At 68.3% G+C, this 25,455-nt stretch carries 20 protein-coding genes; 11 read left to right on the top strand and 9 right to left on the bottom strand.

The genetic code is table 11. The annotated features are described in order from the left end of the window. Positions 1-2 precede the first annotated feature (2 nt). Positions 3-191 (top strand): hypothetical protein, encoded by a 189-nt coding sequence (locus tag CYFUS_RS51190; RefSeq protein ID WP_157758839.1) that lies wholly within the window; start codon positions 3-5, stop codon positions 189-191. A 233-nt stretch (positions 192-424) separates the two neighbouring features. Here CYFUS_RS51190 and CYFUS_RS35010 read toward each other — a convergent pair whose 3' ends face one another. After that, positions 425-2,044, bottom strand: coding sequence for a hypothetical protein (locus tag CYFUS_RS35010; protein WP_095989178.1), 1,620 nt, complete (start codon positions 2,042-2,044; stop codon positions 425-427). 193 nt (positions 2,045-2,237) lie between these two features. On the opposite strand from CYFUS_RS35010, the gene CYFUS_RS35005 reads away from it, so the two are divergent. Further along, positions 2,238-2,918, top strand: coding sequence for a GNAT family N-acetyltransferase (locus CYFUS_RS35005; RefSeq protein ID WP_095989177.1), 681 nt, complete (start codon positions 2,238-2,240; stop codon positions 2,916-2,918). A 9-nt stretch (positions 2,919-2,927) separates the two neighbouring features. Here CYFUS_RS35005 and CYFUS_RS35000 read toward each other — a convergent pair whose 3' ends face one another. Then, on the bottom strand, positions 2,928-3,551 hold the full coding sequence (locus CYFUS_RS35000; RefSeq protein WP_095989176.1) for an HmuY family protein: 624 nt from the start codon (positions 3,549-3,551) through the stop codon (positions 2,928-2,930). Further along, entirely contained in the window at positions 3,539-5,497 is a 1,959-nt protein-coding gene (locus tag CYFUS_RS34995; RefSeq protein ID WP_095989175.1) for a TonB-dependent receptor plug domain-containing protein, read from the bottom strand. The genes CYFUS_RS35000 and CYFUS_RS34995 overlap by 13 nt, the downstream gene beginning before the upstream one ends. A 134-nt stretch (positions 5,498-5,631) precedes the next feature. Here CYFUS_RS34995 and CYFUS_RS34985 point away from each other — a divergent pair, with 134 nt between their 5' ends. After that, entirely contained in the window at positions 5,632-7,803 is a 2,172-nt protein-coding gene (locus CYFUS_RS34985) for a UTP--glucose-1-phosphate uridylyltransferase (RefSeq protein WP_232536982.1), read from the top strand. Here CYFUS_RS34985 and galK read toward each other — a convergent pair. Both galK and CYFUS_RS34975 read right to left on the bottom strand, forming a co-directional pair. Then, entirely contained in the window at positions 7,800-8,909 is a 1,110-nt protein-coding gene (gene galK, locus CYFUS_RS34980) for a galactokinase (protein WP_332468311.1), read from the bottom strand. The two genes, CYFUS_RS34985 and galK, sit on opposite strands and share 4 nt — an antisense overlap. A gap of 15 nt (positions 8,910-8,924) precedes the next feature. Continuing rightward, a complete protein-coding gene (locus CYFUS_RS34975; RefSeq protein ID WP_095989173.1) occupies positions 8,925-10,580 on the bottom strand; it encodes a family 43 glycosylhydrolase in 1,656 nt (551 codons plus the stop codon). Positions 10,581-10,942: 362 nt separating this feature from the next. Between CYFUS_RS34975 and CYFUS_RS34970 the strand changes: the two genes are divergently transcribed. From CYFUS_RS34970 to CYFUS_RS34950, 5 genes are all read left to right on the top strand, one after another. Continuing rightward, a complete protein-coding gene (locus CYFUS_RS34970; protein ID WP_095989172.1) occupies positions 10,943-12,793 on the top strand; it encodes a family 43 glycosylhydrolase in 1,851 nt (616 codons plus the stop codon). 102 nt (positions 12,794-12,895) lie between these two features. Beyond that, positions 12,896-13,882, top strand: coding sequence for an ABC transporter substrate-binding protein (locus CYFUS_RS34965; protein ID WP_095989171.1), 987 nt, complete (start codon positions 12,896-12,898; stop codon positions 13,880-13,882). Next, on the top strand, positions 13,872-15,356 hold the full coding sequence (locus CYFUS_RS34960; RefSeq protein ID WP_095989170.1) for a sugar ABC transporter ATP-binding protein: 1,485 nt from the start codon (positions 13,872-13,874) through the stop codon (positions 15,354-15,356). The genes CYFUS_RS34965 and CYFUS_RS34960 overlap by 11 nt, the downstream gene beginning before the upstream one ends. Beyond that, a complete protein-coding gene (locus CYFUS_RS34955; RefSeq protein WP_095989169.1) occupies positions 15,346-16,326 on the top strand; it encodes an ABC transporter permease in 981 nt (326 codons plus the stop codon). Before CYFUS_RS34960 ends, CYFUS_RS34955 begins: the two co-directional genes overlap by 11 nt. Then, positions 16,323-17,282: an ABC transporter permease subunit gene (locus CYFUS_RS34950; protein WP_095989168.1), complete on the top strand. Its 960-nt coding sequence runs from the start codon at positions 16,323-16,325 to the stop codon at positions 17,280-17,282. The genes CYFUS_RS34955 and CYFUS_RS34950 overlap by 4 nt, the downstream gene beginning before the upstream one ends. Positions 17,283-17,395: 113 nt before the next feature. Here CYFUS_RS34950 and CYFUS_RS34945 read toward each other — a convergent pair whose 3' ends face one another. After that, a complete protein-coding gene (locus CYFUS_RS34945) occupies positions 17,396-18,826 on the bottom strand; it encodes a carbohydrate porin (RefSeq protein ID WP_095989167.1) in 1,431 nt (476 codons plus the stop codon). A 543-nt stretch (positions 18,827-19,369) separates the two neighbouring features. Here CYFUS_RS34945 and CYFUS_RS34940 point away from each other — a divergent pair. Together CYFUS_RS34940 and CYFUS_RS34935 are read left to right on the top strand one after the other, a co-directional pair. Continuing rightward, positions 19,370-20,254 (top strand): carbohydrate ABC transporter permease, encoded by an 885-nt coding sequence (locus CYFUS_RS34940; protein ID WP_095989166.1) that lies wholly within the window; start codon positions 19,370-19,372, stop codon positions 20,252-20,254. Further along, complete coding sequence (locus CYFUS_RS34935) at positions 20,251-21,087, top strand: carbohydrate ABC transporter permease (RefSeq protein ID WP_095989165.1); 837 nt, start codon at positions 20,251-20,253, stop codon at positions 21,085-21,087. The genes CYFUS_RS34940 and CYFUS_RS34935 overlap by 4 nt, the downstream gene beginning before the upstream one ends. A gap of 72 nt (positions 21,088-21,159) precedes the next feature. Here CYFUS_RS34935 and clpB read toward each other — a convergent pair whose 3' ends face one another. Next, entirely contained in the window at positions 21,160-23,763 is a 2,604-nt protein-coding gene (gene clpB / locus CYFUS_RS34930; RefSeq protein ID WP_095989164.1) for an ATP-dependent chaperone ClpB, read from the bottom strand. Between the two features lie 213 nt (positions 23,764-23,976). On the opposite strand from clpB, the gene CYFUS_RS34925 reads away from it, so the two are divergent. Then, positions 23,977-24,483: a hypothetical protein gene (locus CYFUS_RS34925; protein WP_095989163.1), complete on the top strand. Its 507-nt coding sequence runs from the start codon at positions 23,977-23,979 to the stop codon at positions 24,481-24,483. Positions 24,484-24,499: 16 nt separating this feature from the next. Here the strand turns inward: CYFUS_RS34925 and CYFUS_RS34920 are convergent, their stop codons facing one another. Next, the gene (locus tag CYFUS_RS34920) at positions 24,500-25,144 is read right to left on the bottom strand and encodes a hypothetical protein (RefSeq protein WP_095989162.1); all 645 of its coding nucleotides are present in this window, start codon (positions 25,142-25,144) and stop codon (positions 24,500-24,502) included. Then, the gene (locus CYFUS_RS34915) at positions 25,141-25,452 is read right to left on the bottom strand and encodes a DUF1844 domain-containing protein (RefSeq protein ID WP_095989161.1); all 312 of its coding nucleotides are present in this window, start codon (positions 25,450-25,452) and stop codon (positions 25,141-25,143) included. The genes CYFUS_RS34920 and CYFUS_RS34915 overlap by 4 nt, the downstream gene beginning before the upstream one ends. Between the last annotated feature and the right edge of the window lie 3 nt (positions 25,453-25,455).

The following is a 25,455-nucleotide window of genomic DNA, read 5'->3' as shown; positions in this document are numbered from 1 at the left end:
TCATGCCCATCATCGGCATGGGCATCATCCCGCCCATCATCGGGTTCATGCCCATCATCGGCATGGGCATCATCCCGCCCATCATCGGGTTCATGCCCATCATCGGCATCTGGTTCATGCCCATCATCGGCATGGGCATCATCCCGCCCATCATCGGGTTCATTCCAGACTGCATGGGCATGGGCATCTGAGAAGCAGGCATCATGGTGCGTCCTCGCGTGACTGTGACGGCGTGTATGACTTCGCCTGGCAACAGTAGAGAGGGACACCCATCGCGACAATCCACCCGGTTTTTTTCCTCCAGTGAAACGGAGGAGCCGCTTCCGGCGGCGGATGACGTGTGGGATTCAGTACGGCGAGCCGGGAGGTTCGAGGACTCCGGCTCGCCCGGGCGGAGGGGGCACCTCGCCCGTCGCCTGGCCGCCTAGCGGCACCGAGGCTGCTCGGAGGCTCCGGTGCTGGAGGCGACGAGCCGCAGGAACTCGTCGGGCGCGGGCTCCGAGCCGTTCTCCCAGAGCGTGGCTTCCGCCCAGCACTGCACCCAGTCGGTGTTCCAGTTGGCGGGCAGGGCATTGCATGCGGAGCGGCGCGCGGCGCCTCGCACCCGGGCGTCGTGCTGCACCGCCGCGAACACGTGCGGAGCGAGCCGATCGAGGAAGGCGTTCGCGAAGGCGTGGGGGGGCGGCACGTCGAGCGGATCCGCCGAGATGCCGGCGGGACTGAAGCCCACGTGCTCCGCGTCCGAGAAGCGCAGCTCCCCGGCATCCTGCACCGGCGGCGAGCCCCCCGGGGTGTTCGCGCGCAGGGTGAACTGGTAGGGCGAGCGCCAGTCGTGCGTCAGCACGGAGTAGGTGAAGGTGTCGTGGACGTCCTCGGTCACGGTCTCGGGGAGGCCGTCCAGCGCCCGGCCCGCCTCCTCCCGCTCCGCCACCTTCTGCTTGCGCTCCTCGTCGAGCCGGCGGGCCTCGTCACACGCGGGGGTGCTCGCCGGGGGCGAGTCCGGGCAGCCCACGCACGTCGCATCGTGCGCCGGCGGGTTCTTCTTGCACTCCTTGTCCTTCTCCTCGAAGGCCCGCTCGGCCCTCCGCAGCTCGCGCTCGGCGTCTCCGAGCCGATCGCGGGCCCGCTCGAACCTGGGGTTGGGCACCTGCCGCGTGCCGCTCACATAGTTCACGTGGTTCACGTCCTCGGTGATGTTCTCCACCACGCGCTGGACGACCGCGTCCACCTGGAGGCGCAGCGGCGAGGGCTGGCCGGACACCGTTCCGCTCTCGGCGCACCGGCTTCCCCGGGGCAGGCTCGAGGACAGACTCATGCACGGAGAGGACAGGCTCTGGGCGATGGGACGGTAGATGGGGCCGTCGAGTCGGGTCTCCACGGGGATGCTGCTCTGGGAGAGGAAGTCCTGCTGGGCGCGCTGGAACTCGGCGCCCGTGGTGTCCGAGGGGGCCAGGCACTGCGCCGTCGTCCACAGCGCGGCGGCGGCGCCTTGCGTTCCCCGGGAGCGCGCGGTGGTCGCGAGCGTCGCGAAGCGCTCGGAGAGCTGGTTGGCGCGCGAGGCGAGGAGATCCTGGTAGGCGACCACGGGAAGCTGGTGTCCCCGGGACTGGAGGCACGCGAAGCCCGCGACGGCCGAGCCCACCGAGCCGTCCTCCTTCCACTGGCTGGCGCAGCGCTCCGTGTGCAACTGGCTCGCCTTCTCGAGCATCGCGTTGACCTCGACGTGCTCGGGCAGCAGCTCCCGCGCGTCGAGCAGCGGCGGCAGGCAGCGATCCAGCTCTCCCGCGTCACACCCCGGCCGGGCGGTGGTGATGGCCTGATCCGTGGCCTTGACGGAGAAGAGGGGGACACGGCCGCACGCATCCTCGTCATCGGGCGCGGCGCGGCAGGCGTCGCGGTAGGAGCGCGCCGCGGTCAGGAAGTCGCCGCGGATGGCCGCTTCCCGGGCGCGGTTGAAGGCCTCCCGATAAGCGCTGTTACAGCCGCCCAGTAGGAGGAGGGTGAGGACCGAGGTGAGTCGCAGTGGGGACGAGGGGGTGTTCATGGCGAAGGGTGGCGGGCGAGCGGTAGTGGCGCTCCGGACGGGGACCCGGCCCCTCTATTCAGCCCCATCCGCCGTCAACTTCCAAACCCCCCTCCTGTCCACTGAAGTCCATTGGCGCCACCCGGGAGGGCAGGTGTCTTGACGCAATGCGGCGTGGGTCTCAAGTTGTTAGGAAAGGAGCGGGAGGTCCTCCATGGGGTCCTATCGTCGTTTTCATCCTGGGTTTCGAGAGCGGGTGATGCTCGAGGATGGGACGTGGGCGGAGGTGCGCATGGTGCGGCGCGAGGACGCGCATCTCCTGCGAGAGGGGTTCGGGCGGCTGTCCGTGCGGGCCCGCTACCAGCGCTTCCTGTCCGCCAAGCCCCGGCTGACGGACGAGGAGCTGCGCTACCTCAGCGAGGTGGATGGGGAGAGCCATGTCGCGCTGGGTGTGGTGACGTGGGATGACCTGGGGCGGGAGGTGGGGCTGGGCGTGGCCCGCTTCTTCCGGCTGGCGGACATGCCCGAGGTCGCCGAGGCGGCCATCACCGTGGTGGACGATGCCCAGGGCAAGGGAATCGGCCGCCTGTTGATGGACGGCCTGGTCCAGGCCGCGCGCGAGCGGGGCGTGGAGCGCTTCGAGTTCCGCGTGCTCCCGGGCAACGAGCCCATGAACCGGCTCATCCAGGCGCTCGCTCCGAGTGAGCCCCGACACGAAGGCGAGGCGCTGTGCTTCAGCGTGCCGTTGCACACGTCCTCGCTCGAGGAGAGCGATCTGCTCCGTCCCCTGTTGTCGCTCGCGGCCCAGGGAGCGCTGACGCTCGTGGGCCCCACGTGCCGGGCCCGGCTCCTGCCGTACACGCCGCTCGCGCAGCCGGAAGTCCACGCCCCCTGAGGGCGCGGCTCAGGGAGGGGAGGGAGGGGCCGCCACTTCCTGGTAGCGGAACGAGGGCCGCGCGGGAGTGCCCGCGGCGTCGTAGTACGCGAGCATCTTCAGCTTGAAGAACTTCCCGCGGCTGCTGCGCACCACGTAGAGCAACTCATCGCGCGGCTGGAGGCGGTGCTTGACGAGATCGTAGACGTACCAGCCGCCCTGCGCGCCGTTGAATACCGTCTCGGAGGCGTCCTGCTGGTAGCCCTCGGTGGGCGCCTCCGTGAGTGCGTCCCAACTTTGCCCCTGGAGCACGGCCACACGCACCGAGCCCGCCGGGTTGCCTCCGCCTCCATTCATCGTGACGGTGAAGCGCTGGAAGGCCAGGTCCCACTCGTTGCTCTCCAGGGCCTCGTCGGTCTTCATCTCCCGGCCCTCGTCGATGTCGAAGTAGACCTGGGCGGACTTGTTCGTCGCGTCGATGAGGGCGACGTGGCTGCCGTCCTCCTGGAGCGTCACCTCGACGAGCGGCCCGGTGGTGATCTGTCCATCGAAGGGGTAGTCCTCGCGCAGGTCCGGCGCGCACGCCGCCAACAGGAGCCCCGTCATCGGCCCGATGAAGGGCAGTGCTCCGTGAGTCCGCGTCAGTATTCCCATTGCACACCCCCGAGCACGCCACGTGGCGGACGCGGGTTGAACTGCTGATCGCCCGCGTTGAACAGGTTGTAACCGTTGACGAAGAATTCGAATCCCGCCTTGAAGTGGTACGTCACCTGGGCCTCGAGATCGAAGTAGGCGGGCACGCCCACGCGCGTCTCGTCCCCGGCGCCGATCACGTTGGCGAAGCCTCCTCCCATGCCGAGGTAGTAGGGCCGGGCGCTCACCCACGAGCCGCGCACCACGGCCTCGAGGTTCCACGGGCGGTAGCGCGTGGACAGTTGCGCGTTGACGCGGTGCCGCGAGCGGCCTTCCAGCGGTCGGTTCCGGGTGAGATCCCTCGCGTCCAGGAACATGTACGCCAGGTCGAGGTACGTCGAGCGCACGGGGAGCCGGAAGCGGCCGTTGAGCTCGATGCCCTGGGTATAGGCGCGCGCCACGTTCTCGTAGTTGAAGGTGACGGGGTTGTCGGGGTTGGGCTCGCCCGTGGCGGTGACGTTGATGAGGTTGCGCAGCTGGGTGTGGAAGCCGCTCGCGGAGAAGAGCCACCCGTCGATGGGTGGCCGCCAGTCCACGCCGACATTCACGCCCACGGAGCGCTCGGCCGTGAGCTCGGGGTTGCCCGAGACCACGTAGCCGATGCCCGTGTTGGAGAAGCGCAGGTAGAGCTCCTGGAACGAGGGCGGACGGAAGCCGAGTCCCGCCGAGGCGCGCACCGTGAGGGCCGGGCTCGGATCCAGCTTGAGCGCGAGCCGGGGCGAGGGCGCTCCACCGAACTGCGAGTCCAGATCGAAGCGGAACCCGGGGGCGATCTTCAGCTTCGGCCCCGTGCCTTCCGCGCCCAGGGCCACGTCCCACTCGTCCTGGAGGAAAGCGGCGCCCCGGAGGCGGAACACGGGACTCTGGTCGAGCCGCACCGAGGTGAGCCGCTCGCCGAGCAGCTCCACGCCCCCGGTGAGGGCATGGGCACCGAGGCGATGATCCGCCTGGACGAGGCCCTCGTAGAGCCGGGTGAGGTTCTGCGAATAGTCATCGAGCCCGCGCGAGCCGCGCTGGTCCTGCAGGAGCTGCTCGCGGAACAGGCCGAAGTGTCCCCGGGCGAGCAGGGAGGGGCCGCCGGAGAATCGGTGCTGGCCGCCCAGGGAGAGGTCGAACTGCTCCTGGCGCTGCCGCCGGTCGAGCACGGCCCCCGAGGGGTTGAGATCCACGGCGTTCTCGTCGCGCCGGTTGTAGCCGCTGCGCAGCCACACCCGCGACCGGTCATCCGGCGCGTAGGCGAGTGCCACGTCCCCATCGAAGCGCTTCAACCCGGCGCCGCTCGTCGCCGCGTCCTGGGGCTCCCAGTCATAGGGATTTCTCGTGCGGTAGCCTCCGCCCACGCGCACCTCGAAGGGCCCCTGCTTCGTGCCCGCGTTGGCGCGGACATCTCCCTCCAGCAGTGTGCCGAACAGGCCCCGTGCGCTGGCCTCCAGGGGGCGCTGGACGCGGCGGGTGATGAGGTTCACCACGCCGCCCATGGCATCCGCGCCGTAGAGCGCCGCGGCCGGCCCCTTGACGATCTCCACCCGCTCCAGCTCGCGCAGGCTGAAGCGCCCCAGGTCGAGCGTGGTGCCCACCCGGCCGCTCACGCGCTCGCCATCCACGAGGATGAGCACGTATTCGGGATCCAACCCTTGCAGACGCAGCCCCACGCCCCGGAAGGTGTAGACGAGCTCCACGCCCGGGTGCTGCTGGAGGAGCTGTCCCAGGTCCCTCGCCCCGGTGGCCTCCATCTGCTGGCGGGTGATGACCTCGGTGGCCACCACCGCGTCTTCCAGCTTGCGCTCGGCGCGCGAGGCCGTGACGACCGTCTGCTGGCGCCGGTCGGGCTCCTCGGGCCCGGATGCCTCGGGCGGTGGGAGGGGGGACTGGGACGTGAGGACCGCGGCCACCAGGGAGAAGATCACGCAGACAACTCTCTGCCTGGGATGCCACCCAGGTCAATGAAACCCAGTTGCCGCGTGAGGGTGCAGGGCTTAAACCGGGCCCACCTATGACCGACACGTCTCCAGGTTTCGACCCGACGAAGTTCCAGGAATTGGTGGCCAAGGTCCGACAGGAGCAGCAGAGCGCCGGACCCTCCACGCCCGCGGTGGAACTGCGCCCGCTGGATCCCTCCGACATCGAGGCCGTGCCCGCGCCCGGCACGTCGCTGTACGAGGAATGTCTCCGCCTGGGCTCGGAGTCCCTGCGGCGGGGTGAGGTCGCCATGGTCATCCTCGTGGGTGGCGCGGGGACCCGCTTCGGTGGGGCGGTCAAGGCCCTGGCTCCGCTCATCGACGAGCGCACCTTCCTGGACGTGCGGCTGGAGGACGTGCACCAGGTCTCCCAGCGCCACGGGGCCCCGGTACCCGTGGTGCTGATGACCTCGCCGCTGACCCACGAGGGCATCGAGGCGTTCGTGCGCTCGCGGGGTCTGGGCCGGGACGTCCTGTTGTTCCAGCAGCGGATGCTGCCGCGGCTGACGCCCAACTGGGAGCTGTTCCGGGACAAGGCGGGTGAGCTGTCCCTGTCCCCGTCCGGACACGGGGACTTCTTCCGGGCTCTCCGCGAGAGCGGCACGGCGGCGGAGCTGCACCGGCGCGGCGTGCGCCACGTGTTCTTCTCCAACATCGACAACGTGGGCGCGACGCTGGATCCCATCATCGTCGGGCTGCACCTCAAGCTCGGCCGGGAGATGACGGTGGAGGTGACGCCGCGCGCGAACCAGAACGGCGCGCTCGACACGGGCGCGGCCCCGGTTCGCATCGGCAATCACCCCCAGCTCATCGAGCACATCGATCCCAAGCAGCACCGGCTCATCAACACCAACAACATCGCCTTCGCGCTGGAGGCGCTGATCCACAAGAGCATCGATCTGCCCTACCGCGTGGCGCGCAAGAAGGTGGAGGGCCAGGAGGTGTTGCAGCTCGAGCAGGTCACGGGCGAGGCCAGCACCGTCGTGGGCCCCGACAACCGCCCGCTGCTCTCCGTGGCCTTCATCGAGGTGCCGCGTGACAACCCCGTCACCTCGCGCTTCGAGCCCGTGAAGGCGCCCGAGGATCTGTCCTACGTCGTCCCCCGGCTGCGCGAGCGGCTCCAGGCGGCCTCCGCCCGGGTGACCGCGGGCGCGTCGGAGACGCCGCGCTTCGATCCTTCCGAGCTGGAGACCAAGCTGTCGCGCGTGCGCGCGGTGCTGGAGAAGCACGGCCTGGGCGCGGTGCGGCTGCGGGGCGTGGACTGGTTCGCCTGGGCGACCTGCGGGGGCTCCAACGTCGTCCTGCTCTCCACCGACGTGGGCGTGGCCGAGGTGCTCATCACCCGGGACGGCGCCTGGGTGCTGACGGACGCCATCGAGGCGGCTCGCATGGAGGAGGAAGAGGTGCCCCCAGGCCTCACCGTGTGGTCCGGTCCGTGGCAGGACAAGGCCCAGCGCGAGACGTTCGTCGCGGCGCGCGCGGGCAAGGCTCCGGTGGCGTCCGATCGCCCCGCGAAGGGCGAGGTGCCGCTGCCCCAGGAACTGCTCCACACCCGCTGGTCACTGCTGCCCCAGGAGCTGGCGCGCTACCGGGTGCTCGGGCGTGACGCGGCGGAGGCGATGACGGACGTGCTGCTCGCGGCGAAGCCGGAGTGGACGGGCTGGCAGCTCGCGGGCGCGGGCGCCGAGGCCCTGTGGGCTCGGGGCATCCACCCCGCGCTGACCCTGGTGGGCGAGGAGCGCCGCCTGCCCCTGCACCGCCACGCCACGGCGAGCCGGGAGAAGCTGGGCGAGCGCGCCATGCTCGTCTTCTGTGGCCGCCGCCACGGGCTCTTCGCCAACCTCACCCGCTTCGTCTACTTCCGCAAGCCCACCCCCACCGAGCGCCACCTCATCGCGGACGTCGCCCAGGTCGAGGCCGCGGTCTTCAAGGTCTCGCGTCCGGGCGCGACGCTCGGCGAGGGCTACGAGGCACTCGTGAAGGCGTACGCGGCGCTCGAGCGCAAGGGCGCCGAGGCCTTCCACCATCAGGGCGGCTCGTGCGGCTACCTGTCGCGGGACGAGATCGCGAGGCCGGGCTCCCAGGTCGTGCTCCAGCCCCACAATGCCCTGGCGTGGAACCCGTCGCTGCCCGGCGCGAAGATCGAGGACACCCTCGTCACCAGCGAGGGCGGGGTGGAGATCCTCACGGTGGACCCGCGCTGGCCCACCGTGAGCATCGACGGCCGCCCCCGGCCGGACATCCTGGTGCGTTAGCCCTCGGAGAGCTCGGGCAGGAGGATCGTCGGGCGCTGGCCGGAACGGGCCGCGTAGCGCTCGGCGATCCGCCTGGCCACGGCGGCACCGGTGCCCGCTCGGGCCAGCATCACCACCGAGCCGCCGAAGCCTCCGCCCGTGAGGCGCGCGCCGTACACGTCCGCGTCCTCCCGGGCCAGGTCCACGAGCAGATCGATCTCCGGCACGGACACCTCGTAGTCCAGGCGCTGGGAGTCGTGCGAGGCGTAGAAGAGCCGGCCCAGGCCGGGGAGATCCGCCTTGCGCAGCGCCGACACGGTGGCGAGCACGCGCGCGTTCTCCGTCACGATGTGCCGCACGCGCCGGCCCAGCGGCTCGGACAGGGCCATGGCCCGGGGAAGATCCGCCTCGGTCAAATCCCTCAACTGTGGCACGCCGAGCTGGGACGCGGCGCGCTCGCACTCCGCGCGGCGCACGCGGTAGTCACCCGCCGAGTGGTTGTGCGCGACACCCGAGTTGATGATGACGGTGTCCACGCCGGGCGGGAGGGGAACGCGCTCGAAGCGCATGGTGTGCGTGTCGAGGAAGAGCGCGACGTTCAGGCCCGCGATGCTGGCGGCCATGGGATCCATCACGCCCACCGGCGCGCCCACGAAGTCCACCTCCACGCGCTGACCGAGCAGGGCGATCTGCACGTCATCCAGCGGCAGCGCGAACGCCTCGCGCAGCGCGCGCAGCAGGCACACGTCGAGCGACGCGCTGGAGGACAACCCGCTGCCCAGCGGCACCTCGGAGGTGATGCGCAGGTCGACGCCCGACAGGGGGAATCCCTCGCGCTGGAGTACGTGGGTGACTCCCTGGACGTAGTCGAGCCAGCCCTTGCCCGTGGACTCCTGGCCGAGCTCGAACTCGAGGACCTCCCCCGAGGCGCTCTTGTTGGTGCTGAAGGCGCGAACACGCCGATCCCCCCGTCGACGCAGCTCCACGTGGGTCTGCTGGGGGATGGCCATCGGCAGCACGAAGCCGCCGTTGTAGTCGGTGTGCTCGCCGATGAGATTCACCCGGCCGGGGGCGTGCGTGACGATCTCCGGCCGATGACCGAACAAATCCTGGAAAGAAGGGCTCACGCTCCCTTTCATCGATTATTCGGGGGTGATGCGCAATGACTCATAGCGGGCGGAGGAGCCCGGAGCCCCACTGGTGGTGAGACCCACTCGCACGCCGCGATCCCAAGGCGGCAGGAGGATGGGTCCATCCTTGCGGTAGCTGATGCCGCCGTCCTGCTCGCCGCCCACGTCCACCCAGCTCCCGTCCTCGCTCCGCACCGAGAACTGGAACAGGTGCCCGGCCCTCGTCTTCATCCGCAGGGTGAGCTTGCCGTCGGCCGTGGTGGGCGCCTCGAGAGAGGCAACCACGACCTGTTGGCTTTCATAGCGCCGCCAGACCTCCACCTTCTGGCCGTTGAGCACGACGCCAATCCAGTTGTCCCAATCGCCCACCGCCGCGAGTCCGGCCTGGGCTCCCGGGGTGATGCCGGTGACGTCCACGACGGCCTCGGCCGAGTAGGTACCGGTGTTGGTGGAGCGGGCGAGGATGGCGCCCACGGGTCTGTCCGCCCGGTCCGTGGTGGGGACGCCCAGGGTCAACAGCCCGTTGGCGAGGCTCGGGACGGGAGGGAAGGCGTTCGGCCACTGCCAGCCGAGGACGAGCGACTGGGAGGTGAACTCATCGGAGAAGGGCGCGAATTGGGTGAGCACCTTGCCGCCCGGACCCCGGCGCGAGTTGAGCGTGGGCCAGCCATCCTCGCCCCACTGGATGACGTCCAGCAGGCCCTGGCGGCCGACGTAGACCGTGTCCGTGGTGCGGTAGGCGTGGTACAGCAGATAGTCGCGGCCCTGTGCATCCGTCACCACGCTGCCGTGGCCCGGGCACTTGAAGGCCTCGTTGTTCTTCATGATGGGGTTGAGCGGGTTCTTCTCCCAGCCCTCGAGCAGCTTGCGCGAGCGGGCCACGCCCACCGCGTAATTGCAGTCGCGGCCACAGCAGCCGGCGCCGGCGTAGAACAGATAGAACCAGCCATTGCGCTTGATGAGGTGCGGCGCCTCGATGAGCTGACCCTCCCAGGGCGTGTCGTTGAGGAGGATCTGCGTCTTGTCTCCCACGAGCTTGGGCTCGTTTCCGCTCACGTCCAGCCGCTGCGCCCAGAGGGGGGTGGGCAGACCCCGGCTGTTGCCGTCCAGCTTCCAGACGAGGAACAGCTCATCGTTCTCGTCGCGGATGAGCGCGCCATCGATGGAGCCCAGCTCCTCGCAGACGAGCGGACCATGGTCGGTGTACGGCCCCTGGGGCTGGGAAGCGGTGGCCACGGCGACGCACAGCGGGCCACCCTTCTTCTTCGCCGTGTAGAAGACGTAGTAGCGGCCCCTGTCGACCGCCAGCTCGGGCGCCCAGTAATTGGCCTCGGACCAGGAGGGCTGCTGCGTGAAGACTGCGCCCACCTGCTCCCAATGCAGCAGATCCTTCGAGTGCAGCAGCGGGAACTGGGGCGCCCACTCCGAGGACGTCGCCGAGGCCCAATACTCCTCGCCCACCTTGATGACGGACGGGTCGGCGAAGTCTCCCGAGAGCACCGGGTTGGTCACCTCGAGCGGAGGCGGGGGCGGGGGCGGCTCGACGGGGGGCTGGGGCTCCACCGGAGGCGGCTTGGGAGCATCCTGCGTGCAGCCTGTCACCGCGAGCGTCAGGGACACGGACAACGAGAGCAGGGCCGCGGAAAACGAGACACCGCGCGATCGCATCAAAGGGGGTCCTCGGCGAAAAGGGGCGGCAGGCTACGGTGCGTGGATCGGCCGGTCAATCCAGCAAGGACGTCAGGACACGTGTCACTCACTGCATGTCTGGGCTTCTTGCTCGGGAGTGTATTTCAGCGGACATATGACTTTGACGCAATGCATTGTCATCGCGTCTGGTGCAACGGATGGAAGGCCCGCGAGAGGGCGGCTCGCTGTCCTTGACACCCTCCACCCGCCTGTATCTGATGCGCGGCCTCTTGCACGGTGCCCGGGACCGGGCGGCCTGAGAGTCACAGCCGTTACATCATCCAGCGAAGGGAGCAGGGTTCATGCGGAGAGGTTTGTCCTCGTCTCGGGGGTGGAGCCGGATGGGAGCCCTGCTCCCGGTGCTCGCATTGCTGACCATCACGGCCTGCCCGAGCGAGCCGACGCCCTCGGGGCCTCCGGGTCCCGAGCCCCAGCCGCCTCCAGCGCCCACGCCCGTGAGTCGCACCTTCACCAATCCCTTGCGGGCCTCCATTCCGGGCGGAGGCTTCGTGGAGACCTGTGCCGACCCGACTCTCATCCGCGGCCAGGGCAGCGATACGTCTTGGTACATGCTGTGTACCTCGGACCCCCTGAACGAGCAGGACCGGGACAGCTCGGGCCGCTACAAACACCACCTGCTGCCCATCCTCAAGTCCCAGGACCTGGTCGACTGGGCCTACGTGGGGGATGCCCTGACCAGACTCCCGGATTGGGCGAAGCCCGGCGCCGGCATCTGGGCCCCCGAGATCGCCTGGTTCAACGACAAGTTCTATCTGTATTTCACCGTCACCGACACCCTGGAGGGCGGCAGCGCCATCGGCGTCGCGACGAGTGACAGCCCGGCCGGGCCCTGGACGATCTCGAACAAGCCCGTCGTGGAGCCGCACGAGAACGTCTGCTGCGGCAACTCCAGGCGGCAGGTGTACGACCCCGAGGTCCTCGTCACGCGGGACGGGGATCGGTACATCTACTACGGCAGCTATTACGGCGGCATCTCGGTGCGCGCTCTCTCGGAGGATGGCCTCACCTCGGATCCCTACACCCAGGTCGAGGTCGCCATCCCCAACCGCTACGAGGCGCCCAACGTCATCCAGCATGGGGAGTACTTCTATCTCCTGGCCTCCTCCGCGGAGTGCTGCCGGGGCGCGCTCACCGGCTACAGCGTCTTCGCCGGACGCTCCAAGCAGCCCTACGGCCCCTTCGTGGATCGTGAAGGCGTGCGCCTCACCTACAACCGCGTGGGCGGCACGCCCGTGCTGGGCGCCAATGGCAACCGCTGGGTGGGGGTGGGGCACCACAGCGTCTTCACCGACACGGGCGGCCAGGATTGGATCGTCTACCACGGCATCGACCGCAACAGCCCCTACGTGTCGAGCACGCCCGGCGGAGGAGATCTCCTCAACAAGCGGCCGGTGCTCATGGACGCGCTGGACTGGGTGGATGGTTGGCCGGTGACGCGCGGAGGCCAGGGGCCCTCGGATTCCGAGCAGCCCGCTCCCGCTGCCCAGGCCAACGAGAAGAGCCACTACGAGCCCGTCTTCGCGAAGCAGGAGCTGCCGGGCGTGGAGCTGACCGCCTTCTCGGACGAGTTCAACGGCTCCTCGCTGGACCCGAAGTGGTCCTGGACGCGTCCTCCCGTGATGAGTGACTACGGCGTGGAGGCGGGCCAGTTCCGTTTCAACACCCGGAACAAGGACATCTACCAGGGCGACAACGCCGCCGCCGTGCTCTGGCAACCCGCTCCCACGGGGAACTTTCTCGTGGAGACGAAGATGGCGCTGAACGTTCCGCCGGTGAGCTGCTGCCACAACTTCGTCCAGGCGGGTCTGCTCATCCAGAAGGATGACGACAACTACGTGCGGCTGACCCACGTCTCGTTCTACGAGACCCGGCAGATTGCCTTCTCGAAGGAGGTATCGCCGGAGCAGGTGCCGGTGGGGGCGCCGCTCTTTGGTGATACCTATGGGGGCCCTGCCGACGAGACCGTGTGGATGCGGATCGCCCGGCGGGTCCAGGGCAACGAGGAACTCTACACCGCGTATTCGAGTCGGGATGGCACGACCTGGACCCGGACCGCGACGTGGACTCACTCCCTGGGCGCGGCGCCCCGGCTGGGCCTGTTGTCGATCGGTGGAGAAGGTTTCGTCGCCACCTTCGATTACGTGCGAGTCTATGAGTTGAAGGAGCAGTAGGGACACGGCCGTGTCCGGGAAACACCGTCGCTTGTGGTGCACCGAGTGGAGCTTCGTTGATTTCAGCGGCGGACCGGTTTCGCCGCTCACCTGGAGGGACACATGAGATGGATGATCGTGGCGGCGATGGTCGCCCTGGTGGGTTGTAAGCAGCAGGCCGCGGAGAACAAGGCGCCGGCGACGGGCGCGGAGGGCGCGGGCGGCGCCCCGGTGGCCAAGAAGCTGACGGTGGGCTTCTCCCAGGTGGGTGCCGAGAGCGCCTGGCGCACGGCGGAGACGAACTCGATCCGCGGCGAGGCGGAGAAGCGGGGCGTGGACCTGAAGTTCGCGGACGCCCAGGGCAAGCAGGCCCAGCAGATCCAGGCCCTCACGTCCTTCATCGCGCAGAAGGTGGACGCCATCGTGCTCGCCCCGGTGGTGGAGACGGGCTGGGAGGTCGTGTTGACGCGCGCCAAGGAGGCCAACATCCCGGTCATCCTCGTGGACCGCGGCATCAAGACGAGCGACGAGAGCCTCTACACCACGCTCATCGCCAGCGACTTCGTGGAGGAGGGGCGCATGGCGGCCGAGTGGCTCGCCAAGAAGACCAACGGCAAGGCCAACATCTACGAGCTGCAGGGCTCCACGGGTGCCGCCCCGGCCATTGATCGCAAGAAGGGCTTCGAGGAGACCCTCGCGAAGTACCCGGACATGAAGATCATCAAGAGCCAGAGCGCCGACTTCACCCGCGCCAAGGGCAAGGAGGTCATGGAGGCCTTCATCAAGTCCGACCGCGAGCAGATCCAGGCCGTCTACGCCCACAACGACGACATGGCCCTGGGCGCCATCCAGGCCCTGGACGAGGCGGGCATGAACCCGGGCAAGGACGTGACGCTCATCTCGGTGGACGGGGTGAAGGGCGCCTTCGAGGCGATGGTCGCCGGCAAGCTCAACGCCACGGTCGAGTGCAACCCGCTGCTCGGGCCCCTCGTCTTCGACACCATCAACAAGGTCCGGGCGGGAGAGAAGGTCGAGAAGTTCATCAAGAGCCACGACCAGCTCTTCGAGCAGAGCACCGCGGCACAGGTCATCGGCTCGCGTGAGTACTGAGCCCATCCTCGTCGCTCGCGGAGTCCAGAAACGTTTTCCCGGGGTCCACGCGCTGGCGGGCGTGGACCTCGAAGTTCGTGCGGGCGAAGTCCACTCCTTGATGGGCCAGAATGGCGCCGGCAAGTCGACGCTCATCAAGATCCTCACCGGCGTCTATGCGCGAGATGGAGGCTCCCTCACCTTCGAGGGTCGTGACTTCCATCCCACCTCGCCAGGCGATGCCCAGAAGAAGGGCATCAGCACCATCTACCAGGAACTCAGCCTCATCCCGACCCTGACGGTGGCGGAGAACCTGTTCCTCGGCCGCGCCCCCCGTCGCTGGTTCGGCATCGACTGGCGGGCCATGCGCCGTCAGGCCGAGGAGATCCTCGCCACCTTCGATCTGCACGTCGACGTCACCCAGCCGCTGGGCACGTTGTCGGCCGCCGTGCAGCAGCTCGTGGCGATCGCCCGTGCCGTGCAGACGCGTGCCCGGGTGCTCATCATGGACGAGCCGACCTCGAGTCTCGACAGCCACGAGACGGAGGTGCTGCTCGACACCATCGTGAAGCTGAAGCAGCGGGGACTCGGCATCATCTTCGTCACCCACTTCCTGGATCAGGTCTACCGGGTGAGCGATCGCATCACCGTGCTGCGCAACGGCACGCACGTCGGCACGTACGAGGCCAGCCAGCTGTCGCGTCTGGATCTGGTCTCGCACATGCTGGGCAAGGTGCCCGAGGAAGTGGAGCCCGCGCTGCACGAGCATGGGCCGGCCCAGCGGCCGGTGGTCGTCGAGGCTCGGGGCCTGGAGCGCCGGGGCGTGCCCGCGTTCGATCTGACGTTGCACGAGGGCGAGGTGGTGGGCTTCGCGGGGTTGTTGGGCTCGGGCCGCACGGAGGCCGCGCGTCTGTTGTTCGGCGCCGACCATGCCCGGAGCGGAACGATCAATGGGGAGTCTCCGAGGGGGCCGCGCCACGCGATTGCCCGGGGGATGGCCTTCCTGCCCGAGGATCGCAAGGCGGAGGGCATCTTCCCGGAGTTGTCGGTGCGCGAGAACCTCGCGCTGGTCGTCCAGCGCAAGCTGGGCTTCACCCTGTCGCACGCGCGCCAGGTGCAGCTCGCCCAGGAGTTCGTGACGAAGCTGGGCATCAAGACGCCCTCGGTGGAGCAACCCATCCGCCTGCTCAGCGGAGGCAATCAGCAGAAGGTCATCCTCGCCCGGTGGCTCGCGTACGAGCCGCGCCTGCTCATCCTCGACGAGCCGACGCGTGGCATCGACGTGGGGGCCAAGGGGGAGATCGAGAAGCTCATCCAGCAACTGTCCCAGAAAGGACTCGCGGTGCTCTTCATCTCGGCGGCGCTGGAGGAAGTGCTCCGGCTGTCTCATCGCATCGCCGTGTTCCGGGATCGCAAGAAGGTGGGGGAGCTGTCGCGCACGACGCTTCCAGAGGTCATGAAGATGATCGCCAGCGAGGACACCGATGCGCGCTAGGAACTTCTGGCCCTGGGTGGCGCTCGCGGCGCTGCTCGTCTTCAATCTGTTGTTCACCCCGGGCTTCGCGCGGCTGGAGCTGCGCGACGGCCGGCTCTTCGGCACGCTCGTGGACATCTTCCAGAACGGAGCCCCCGTCATGCTCCTGTCCGTGGGGATGACGCTGGTCATCGCCCTGGGGGGAATCGATCTGTCGGTCGGCTCGGTGATGGCGCTGTCGGGCGCGGTCGCGGCGCTGCTGATGACGGAGCAGGGGCAGTCGGTGCCCGTGGCGGTGCTGGCCGCCCTGGCCCTGGCCGTGGGGGTGGGGGCCTTCAACGGGGCGCTCGTCGCCTATGGAGGCATCCAGCCCATCATCGTGACGCTGGTGATGCTGGTGATGGGGCGGGGGCTCGCGCAGGCGCTCACCCATGATCAGAAGATCCGCTTCGAGGTGCCGGCCTTCGAGTTCATCGGCAATGGGACGGTGCTGGGCCTGCCGTTTCCCATCTTCCTCGTCGCGGCGCTGGCGCTGCTCGTGGGGCTGATGCTGACCCGGACCGCGGCGGGGCTCTACCTCGAGGCGATGGGGAGCAACCCGCGTGCCGCGAGGTTGTGTGGCCTGCGGGTGCATGTCATCCGGCTGGTGGCGCACATGACGTGTTCCCTGTGCGCGGGGCTCGCCGGACTCATCGCCGCGGCGGACATCAAGGAGGCGGACGTGGCCAACGCCGGGCTCTACCTGGAGTTGGATGCCATTCTCGCCGTCGTGCTGGGCGGCACGAGCCTGACGGGAGGGAGGGCCAACCTGGTGGGCTCGCTCATCGGGGCCACCTTCATCCAGACGCTCACCACCATGCTCCAGATGCGCGGGGTCATCACCGAGCACACGCTCATCATCAAGGCCGCGGTGGCGCTGTCCGTGTGCTTCATGCAGACGCCCGCCTTCGAGCGGCTGGCGCGCCGCTTCCGGTCCGCGGAGGCCGCATGAACTTCGTGCGCAAACACATCACCGTGCTGGCGGGAGCGCTCGTCTACGTGCTGCTCTACGCGGTGGCGGCCCTGCGCTACGAGGGCTTCTTCTCGCTGCCGGTCTTCATCAACTTCCTGTCCAACAACGCGGTGCTGGGCATCGTGGCGGTGGGCATGACGTTCGTCATCCTCTCGGGGGGAATCGATCTGTCCGTCGGGGCGGTGATGTCCTTTTCCAGCGTGCTCATCGGCGTGCTGGTGATGGACATGCACTGGAACGTGTACGTGGCCATCGCGGCGGCGCTCGTGTGTGGCACCACGTTGGGCGCGGTGATGGGGGCCATCGTCCACGCGACGGGCATCAAGCCGTTCATCGTCACGCTCGCGGGGATGTTCTTCGTCCGGGGGCTCGCCTTCCTCATCCACCTGGAGTCCATCTCCATCTCGGACCCGCGCCACACCGCCATCGCCCTGGCCAGCGTGGGCCCGCTGCCGGTGACGGCGGTGCTGTTCCTCGGCTTCGTGCTGGTGGGGTGGTACGTGGCGGTGCTCACGCCTTTCGGGCGCGAGGTCTACGCGCTCGGGGGAGGGGAGGAGGCCGCGCTGCTCATGGGCCTGCCGGTGCGGCGCACGAAGATCGCGGTCTACGCCGTCAGTGGCTTCTGCGCGTCGTTTGCCGGGGCGGCGCTCACCTTCTACCTGTCGAGCGGCAGCCACCTGGAAGGCGTGGGGATGGAGCTCGATGCCATCGCCACGGTGGTAATTGGAGGCACGCTGCTGGCGGGCGGGGTGGGCTCGGTGTTCGGCACGCTCATTGGCGTGTTGATGCTGGGCCTCATCCTCACGTCCATCACCACGTACGAAGGAATGATGAGTTCGGGGATGACCCGCGTGGCCATTGGCGGCCTGCTGCTGGCGTTCGTGCTGTTGCAGAAGGTGCTGACGCGGCGAGCGGGCGTGGGCCGCGCCACCTGAGCAAAGCAGAAGGCCCGTCCCTTCCAGAGGCGCCTCGCGGAGCCGGGAAGAGACGGGCCTTGGGGGCAGCGACTCCCACGGTCAGGTGCCGTGGGAGCCTTTCCCGGGGACGACTAGAACCACCACTCCACGCGCGTGCCCAGGTAGTGGCCGACCTTCACCGGGCGACCGTTGTCGGACACGACCTGCTGGTAGGGCGAGACGAGGCCGATCGCCGCGGCATCGTTGTAGAAGGCGGCGGTGTAGAAGATGCGGAAGTGGGGGCGGGCCCACATGGTGCGGCCGCCGAGCGGGACGAAGGTGGGCGCGATGGTCAGCTTCAGGGCCGTGGCCAGGTTGCCTTCAGCGATTCCGGCCTGCTTGACGCCCTGGTAGTGGACCTCGCCGATGAGGTGGAGGTGGTCGGTGAAGTAGTACTCGCCGCGGGCGCCCACGCCGAAGTCCATGGCGCTGCCCACGGTGGTGCCGGGCCCGCCCTCGGCCGCGGTCAGGTTCCGCAGACCCTGGTTCCAGTGCAGGATGGCGTAGGCGTTGAGGCTGAAGACGTTGCCGAAGTTGTAGAGGAAGTGATCCACGGCCTGGATGCCCGCGGAGTCGTCATAGACGCCCTGGGCGTTGGCCACGCCGAACGAGAAGAACGTCTGCGCACCGCCGCGCGCGCCGCTGGCGGCACGGCTGCCGTAGCGGATGGACATGTCATTGAAGGAGCCGTTGCCCAGGTCGAAGTGGGCCTTGGCGCCCAGCACCCAGCCCATATCGGCGTTGAGGCCGACCTCGGTGCCATCGTCCCGCCGCACCTTGGCGGCGGGCAGCAGGTGCAGCTCCGCCAGACCGTGGAAGGAGTGACCGGCCTCGAGCTTGTGCACGTACTGCGCGACGAACACGGTGCGCTGGCGCCGGATGTCTCCCGAGCCAATGCGCCCGTCGCCGTTCACGTCGAAGTTGTACTGGCCGCTGGTGGCGTTCGCGCTCTGCATGATGATGGCCAGATCCAACGGGCCGTACATCACGCCACCGCCCTGTCCCGACAGGTTGTTGAAGTAGAAGATATCCGCGATGTGCACGTCCGTGCCGCGGTAGAACCGGGCGCCGCCCCACACCCGCAGGTTGGGCACGAGGATGTTGCCCGCCTCCATGTACGCCTGGAAGAGCGCGATCACGAGCGGGTCGCCGTTGTTGCTCAGCGCGCCGGCGAACAGGCCGTTCTGGGTGTACATGGACGGGGTGATGACGAAGTCCACGTACGGCGCGCTCGTGTCCGTGCTCGGCGCGAGCAGGTGCAGCTTGATCGCGGGCTCGAGATAGTCGCCTTCCTCGAGACGGCCGCCGATGGCGCTGCCCGTCACGTTCATGCGCTGTCCCTGGATGTAGCGACCCGAGGAGGGATCCCAGGCGGCGCCCATGCGGCCGTACATGGAGATCTCGAGACGGTCATACAGGAGGCTCGCGTTCGCCGATGTGGAGCCCGCCGCCAGGACGATGACGCACAGCATCAGACAGACGCGCCAGAGGCGGGACAGGGTGGGGGTGAAGTCAAGTGTCATAAAGTCAATCTCACAAGGGGGCCGCAGGGCAGCTCATACTCTGCTGCACATACTCTGACACCGAAGTTGTTGGGTTTGTCGAGAAAATTAGAGATGCTGCTACGCGTCGTTCTTCCCACCGGAGGCAGGCGTCGAATGCGAGACAGGCGGAGGGTGCCCCAGGGGGCCGCCGCTCCATTTTTCCTGTTGGAAAGTACCGGCCAGGGCAGGGACTCGGAGGCTGAAACGTGTGAGCAAGGCCATTGGCGCGAGGGAGCGACTCGGCTCGTCCCGCCAACGGCAGTCCGCGGGTCCGGCGCTCATGACTGTCTGCGGATGAGCCGGTGGGGCTCGCACCATCGGCTTGGGCTTGGTTGGTTTGAAGTCCTATGGTCCGTGGCGGTGAAGGGCGGCGGTGGGCGGCCACGGTGGGGACGACATGGCTGAATTCTTGACTTGTAAAACATTGATGATCCACGAGGGGACGTGTTGAGTATGGCGGACAGCGGCACAAAGGCATCAACCCTTCCAACCTCCGAGGGCTCCGCGCCGAGCCCGAGTTCGATGCTGGCCCGGCAGCGTGTGCGGGCGGCGTGGCTGTTCCTGTTGCCCACGCTCGTCGTGTTGGCGGGAGTGGCGGGGTGGCCTCTCTTGCGGACCTTCTGGTTCGCCTTCACCAACGTCAGTTTCGCCGCCAACGAGCCACCCGAGTTCGTCGGCCTGGAGAACTTCGTCGTGGTCATGGAGGATGAGAGCTGGTGGCGCTCGGTGCGCAACACGTTCCTGTTCACCGGGGTCTCCGTGACGCTGGAGACGGTGCTGGGGATGATCATCGCGCTCACGCTCAACAGCCGCTTCCGGGGTCGGGGCGTGTTGCGGGCGGCGGTGTTGGTGCCGTGGGCCATTCCCACGGTGGTGTCCGCGAAGATGTGGGGGTGGATGTTCAACGACCAGTACGGCGTCATCAACGAGATGTTTCTGTACGTCGGATTGATTTCCGAGCCCATCGCCTGGACGGTGGATCCGGATCTGTCCATGGCCGCCATCATCGCGGTGGACGTGTGGAAGACGACGCCGTTCATGACGCTGCTCCTGCTCGCGGCGCTGCAGATGCTGCCGGACGAGCTCTACGAGGCGGCGCGCCTGGACGGGGCCCACCCGGTGCTCGTCTTCTTCCGGATTACCCTGCCGCTCATCCGGGGGCCGATGCTGGTGGCCATCATCTTCCGCGTGCTCGACGCCCTGCGGGTGTTCGATCTGTTCTACGTGCTCACGAGCAACAGCGCCGAGTCCATGTCCATGGCCGTCTATGCCCGGCAGCAGATGTTCGAGTTCCAGGATCTGGGGCCGGGAGCGGCGGCGGCGACGCTGCTCTTCGCGCTCATTGCGCTCTTCACCATCATCTACATGGTGCTGGGCCGTGACGCGGTGATTCAGGAGGCCGCATGAGCCCGGCCCTGGGGTGGTTGAAGCGGATCGCGTTCGGGGTGTTGGTGACGGTCATCACCTTCTACACGCTCTTCCCCTTCTATTGGGCGGTGGTGTCGTCGCTCAAGGAGGGCAGCGCGCTCTTCCAGGTGGAGTGGTGGCCCAAGAAGCCGGCGTGGCACAACTACGTCGCGGTCTTCACCGAGCAGCCCTTTGGCCGCAACCTGCTCAACTCGGTGCTGGTGGCCAGCTCGGTGGTGATCGTGTCGCTCTTCCTGGCGATCACCGCCGCCTTCGCCCTGGCGCGCATCCGCTTCCGGGGGCGCACCCCGCTCATGCTGATGATCCTCGGCGTGTCGATGTTCCCGCAGATCGCGGTGCTCTCCGGCATGTTCGAACTCATCCGCGCCCTGGGGCTATACAACAAGCTGCCTGGGCTGACGCTGTCATACATGCTCTTCACGTTGCCGTTCACCGTGTGGGTGTTGACGACGTTCATGCGCGAGCTGCCCAAGGAGCTGGAGGAGGCGGCGGTGGTGGATGGCGCCACGCCCTGGGTCGTCTGCATGCACGTCTTCCTGCCGCTCCTGCGGCCGGCGCTGGTGACGACGGGCCTGCTCGCCTTCATCGCGGCGTGGAACGAGTTCATCTTCGCGCTGACGTTCACGATGGATCAGGAATCGCGCACGGTGCCGGTGGCCATCGCGCTGATGAGTGGCGCCAGCCAGTTCGAGTCGCCCTGGGGCCTCATCATGGCGGCATCCGTCATCGTGACGGTGCCGCTCATCGTCCTGGTGCTCATCTTCCAGCGCAGCATCGTCTCCGGCCTCATGGCGGGAGCCGTCAAGGGCTAGAAACGGCTCCGCCCCACACGGTGCGAGCACCGTGCGGGGCGGGGAAGGGCGCCCGGGACGAGCGCCCGGGGCTCAGGCCGCCTTCGCTTCGCCCTTGCCGAAGGTCAGGCCGTCCTTGTCCGCGTCCACGAGGATGTGCTCCCCGGGAGAGTAGTCGCCGCCGAGCACCTTGCGCGCCAGCGGATCCATCAGGTGCTTCTGGATGGCGCGCTTGAGCGGACGCGCTCCGTACACCGGATCGTAGCCGCGCTCGGCGAGCACCGCCGCGGCCTTGTCCGTGAGCGACAGGGTGAGCCGCTTGTCCGCGAGCAGCTTCTGCAGGCGCCCCACCTGGATGTCCACGATGCGCTGGATGTCGCGCTTGCGCAGCGGCTCGAAGAGGATGATCTCGTCCACGCGGTTGAGGAACTCCGGGCGGAAGTGCTGGCGCAGGATGCCCAGCACGTCCTCGCGCGTGCGCTCGTCCAGCTCGTCCTTGCCCGCCATGCCGTCCTGCAGCGCCTGCGAGCCGATGTTGCTCGTCATGATGAGCACCGTGTTCTTGAAGTCCACGGTGCGCCCCTGGCTGTCCGTCAGCCGGCCCTCGTCGAGCAGTTGCAGCAGGATGTTGAAGACGTCCGGGTGGGCCTTCTCGATCTCGTCGAAGAGGATGACGGTGTACGGACGGCGGCGCACGGCCTCGGTGAGCTGGCCACCCTCGTCGTAGCCGACGTAGCCCGGAGGCGCGCCCACCAGGCGGGCCACGGAGTGCTTCTCCATGTACTCGGACATGTCGATGCGCACCATGGCGGTGTCGTCATCGAAGAGGAACTCCGCGAGCGCCTTGGCCGTCTCCGTCTTGCCCACGCCCGTGGGGCCCAGGAAGATGAACGAGCCGATGGGGCGGTTGGGATCCTGCAGGCCCGAGCGCGCGCGGCGCACGGCGTTGCTCACCGCCTCGATGGCGCTGCGCTGACCGATGACGCGCTGGGCGAGCCGGTCCTCCATGTGGATGAGCTTCTGCACCTCGCCCTCCAGGAGCTTGGAGACGGGGATGTGGGTCCACTTGGCCACCACCTGCGCGATGTCCTCCGCGTCCACTTCCTCCTTGAGGAACTTGTGGCTCTTCTGGAGCTCGGCCATCTGCGCGTTGCCCTGGGCGATCTCCTTCTCCAGGGAGGGGATGAGGCCGTACTTCACCTCGGCGGCCTTGTTGAAGTCGCCCTGGCGCTCGGCCGCGGCCTGATCGTTCTTGGCCTTCTCGAGCTTCTCCTTCTTCTCGCGGATGCTGGCGATGGCCTTCTTCTCCGAGTCCCAGTGGGCCTTGAGCGCGGTGAAGTTCTCGCTGAGGTTGGCCAGCTCCTGTTCGATCTTCGAGAGCCGCTCCTTCGAGTGGGGATCCGTCTCCTTGCGCAGGCCCTCGCGCTCGATCTCCAGCTGGGTCATCTTGCGGCGGATGTCGTCGATCTCCGTGGGCATGGAGTCGATCTCGATGCGCAGGCGGCTGCACGCCTCGTCCACGAGATCGATGGCCTTGTCGGGCAGGAAGCGGTCGGAGATGTAGCGGTTGGACAGCGTCGCCGCCGCCACGAGGGCCGAGTCCTGGATGCGCACGCCGTGGTGCACCTCGTAGCGCTCCTTGAGGCCACGCAGGATGCTGATGGTGTCGTGCACCGTGGGCTCGCCCACCATCACCGGCTGGAAGCGCCGCTCGAGCGCCGCGTCCTTTTCGATGTGCTTGCGGTACTCGTCGAGCGTGGTGGCGCCCAGGCAGTGCAGCTCACCGCGCGCGAGCGCCGGCTTGAGCATGTTGCCCGCGTCCATGGAGCCCTCGGCCTTGCCGGCGCCCACCAGGGTGTGCAGCTCGTCGATGAAGAGGATGATCTCCCCGGCCGAGTCGGCCACTTCCTTGAGCACCGCCTTGAGGCGCTCCTCGAACTCACCGCGGAACTTGGCGCCGGCCACCATGCTGCCCAGGTCCAGCGTCACCAGCCGCTTGTTCTTGAGTCCCTCGGGCACGTCGCCGTCGACGATGCGCCGCGCGAGCCCCTCGGCGATGGCCGTCTTGCCCACGCCCGGCTCGCCGATGAGCACCGGGTTGTTCTTCGTGCGCCGGCTGAGCACCTGGATGCAGCGGCGGATCTCCTCGTCGCGGCCGATGACGGGATCCAGCTTCCCGGAGCGGGCCGCCTCCGTCAGATCGCGCCCGTACTTCTCCAGCGCCTGGTAGGTGGACTCGGCGTCCTGGCTCGTCACCCGGGCCGAACCGCGCACCTCCTTGATGCTGGACAGGACGCGCTCGCGCGTCACCCCGGAGGACTTGAGCACCTCGCCCACGTTCCCCTTGTCCTGCGTGAGGGCGAGCAGCAGGTGCTCGCTGGAGACGAAGTCATCCTTGAGGGACTTCGCCTCGTCCTCCGCCTTGTCGAAAACCTTGGCCAGGCGCTGGCGCACCACCGCGCTCTCGCCTCCCTGCATGCGGGGCAGCTTCTGGAGCGCCTCGCCCAGCCGGGACGCGAAGAGCTTCACGTCCACGCCGATCTTGCGCAGCAGGGGCTCGACGATGCCGTCCTTCTGTTCGAGCAACGCCGCCGCGAGATGCTCCGGCTCGTAGTCCGGGTTGTCGGCACGCCGGGCCAGAGACTGACCTTCCTGGATGGCCTCCTGGGCCTTCACCGTATACTTGTCGAGTCGCATGTCTTCAACGTAAGGGCCGTGACCCCCTTGGCAAGGAACGCCTGTCCGTCCTCCTTTCACGCCTCGTGGGGGTTTTTCAGGGATTTTCTGACTCTCCGGGAGTTGCCTTCCCCACCCGGTCCAGGTATATGCCCGCCCGAACACCCTGGGGGGCACCCACTGGAATCGCACGGCGGTTACCTCATTCGAGTCGAGTCGCTGGGCAGCCTGCCGTTGAAGGCGCTCGCCCAGCAGGCGCTCGTCGAGGACGGCGCCCCGGCGGACACGGTGCTCTCCCTGTCCGTCTATCCGCGGCGGAAGATCGTCCGTCTGGCCCTGGACTCGGCCCTCACGGCGGGACGCCGGGGGGCCCACTGGTACAGCACCCACCACGCGCTCGCCCGAGCCCTCTCACGCGCCACCGGCGTCACCGTGCACACCTACGTGTACGATCCCCAGGAGTACGAGGAAGTGCTCGCCTTTGGCCGGGGGCAACATGTGGGCGGGGAGCGGCTGTTCTACGACACGGTGGATCTTCCCGAGAGCGTGGACGGGGAGTTCGACGACGCGGCGTTCGCGCGGATGCAGGCGCGCTGGCCGCTGGGGCACCTGGCGTGGGTCTTCGGGGTGGAGCGGGAGCTGTTGCTGCAACTGCACCAGATGAATCCGACGCGGTTGAGCCTCCAGGACTCGGGGCCGGAGTTGTCCCTGGAGCACCTGCTGCACGGCATCGCCGCCTGAGCGCGCCGCCCGAGGGCTAGTCCTCTTTGGCGAGGCGCCCGTCGAGCAGGCTGATGGCCTGACGCACCCGCTCACTCTGGAAGTACTGGCCGAGCACGGCGAAGGAGCCGGCGATGAGGGCCGTGAAGCCAATGGTGGTGGCGGGCAGCAGCCAGGCCATGACTTCCAGGGGCGCGGCGCTGGAGCCCTGGAACTCGGGGAGCGTTTTCAGGGCGTCGGCGATGATGGGGCCCATGTGCCGGGCGACCACGGCGCCCTGGGCACCGTCGATGGTGCGCAGCAGGGCGGCGGCGATGGTGGAGCCCGCGAGCATCCGGCGCATCCGCTCCAGGGGGAGCCCGTCGGGCCGCAGCAGCCGGCCGGCGGACACGAAGGCGAGCGAGCACACCACGGAGAGGGCGCCGAGGAAGAGCGCGCGCGACTCGCGCAGCGACTGGAGCGCGGAGAGTTGCGCCTTGGCGATGCGGGCGTCGAGCACCGGGTCTCCCACGAGGGAGAAGTGGGCGGCGTTCCGGGTGTCCTCGAGCTGGCTGAGCCCCAGGCACTCGCTCAGGGCGAAGAAGCCCGTGAAGGCGGAGAGCACGAGACAGACGAAGGCCGCGAAGCGCAGGCCTCGCGGCAGGGGGCTCTTCTGGGGGGAGGGTGCGGCGGGGGGCGTCACCGTTTGTTCGCCTCCACGAAGCGCAGGCGCAGGTCGGCGAGGAGGTTGTCGAAGAGCTGCTTTTCCTCGCCCGTGAGGTTGCCGCGGGTCTTCTCCTGCAGCATCCCCAGCAGATCCAGGCTCTGGCGCGCGAGCACCAGGTCCCGCTCGGCCTTGCCCGTCTCCGGGTTGGGGGCCTCGCCCAGGTGGATGAGGGCGCTGGACGCGAGGCCGATGAGGAAGGTGCTGAAGGTGATGGGGGCCTCGGGCGCGCCCGGCTTCGGCTCGCCCCGCATCACGAAGGTCTCTCCGCGCTTCTCATCGCTCATGGG

The organism is Cystobacter fuscus (assembly GCF_002305875.1).
In the GTDB taxonomy this organism is placed as follows: domain Bacteria; phylum Myxococcota; class Myxococcia; order Myxococcales; family Myxococcaceae; genus Cystobacter; species Cystobacter fuscus_A.
Note: the sequence above shows the minus strand (reverse complement) of the source record. Positions and strands in the feature narration are given on the sequence as shown.

Coding starts and splice junctions, on each gene's coding strand:
- CYFUS_RS35000 (WP_095989176.1), bottom strand. CDS start 3,551: ATGGGAATACTGACGCGGACTCACGGAGCACTGCCCTTCATCGGGCCG.
- CYFUS_RS35010 (WP_095989178.1), bottom strand. CDS start 2,044: ATGAACACCCCCTCGTCCCCACTGCGACTCACCTCGGTCCTCACCCTC.
- CYFUS_RS34975 (WP_095989173.1), bottom strand. CDS start 10,580: ATGCGATCGCGCGGTGTCTCGTTTTCCGCGGCCCTGCTCTCGTTGTCC.
- CYFUS_RS34955 (WP_095989169.1), top strand. CDS start 15,346: ATGCGCGCTAGGAACTTCTGGCCCTGGGTGGCGCTCGCGGCGCTGCTC.
- clpB (WP_095989164.1), bottom strand. CDS start 23,763: ATGCGACTCGACAAGTATACGGTGAAGGCCCAGGAGGCCATCCAGGAA.
- CYFUS_RS51190 (WP_157758839.1), top strand. CDS start 3: ATGCCCATCATCGGCATGGGCATCATCCCGCCCATCATCGGGTTCATG.
- CYFUS_RS34935 (WP_095989165.1), top strand. CDS start 20,251: ATGAGCCCGGCCCTGGGGTGGTTGAAGCGGATCGCGTTCGGGGTGTTG.
- CYFUS_RS34970 (WP_095989172.1), top strand. CDS start 10,943: ATGGGAGCCCTGCTCCCGGTGCTCGCATTGCTGACCATCACGGCCTGC.
- CYFUS_RS34915 (WP_095989161.1), bottom strand. CDS start 25,452: ATGAGCGATGAGAAGCGCGGAGAGACCTTCGTGATGCGGGGCGAGCCG.
- CYFUS_RS34945 (WP_095989167.1), bottom strand. CDS start 18,826: ATGACACTTGACTTCACCCCCACCCTGTCCCGCCTCTGGCGCGTCTGT.
- CYFUS_RS35005 (WP_095989177.1), top strand. CDS start 2,238: ATGGGGTCCTATCGTCGTTTTCATCCTGGGTTTCGAGAGCGGGTGATG.
- CYFUS_RS34940 (WP_095989166.1), top strand. CDS start 19,370: ATGCTGGCCCGGCAGCGTGTGCGGGCGGCGTGGCTGTTCCTGTTGCCC.
- CYFUS_RS34950 (WP_095989168.1), top strand. CDS start 16,323: ATGAACTTCGTGCGCAAACACATCACCGTGCTGGCGGGAGCGCTCGTC.
- CYFUS_RS34965 (WP_095989171.1), top strand. CDS start 12,896: ATGAGATGGATGATCGTGGCGGCGATGGTCGCCCTGGTGGGTTGTAAG.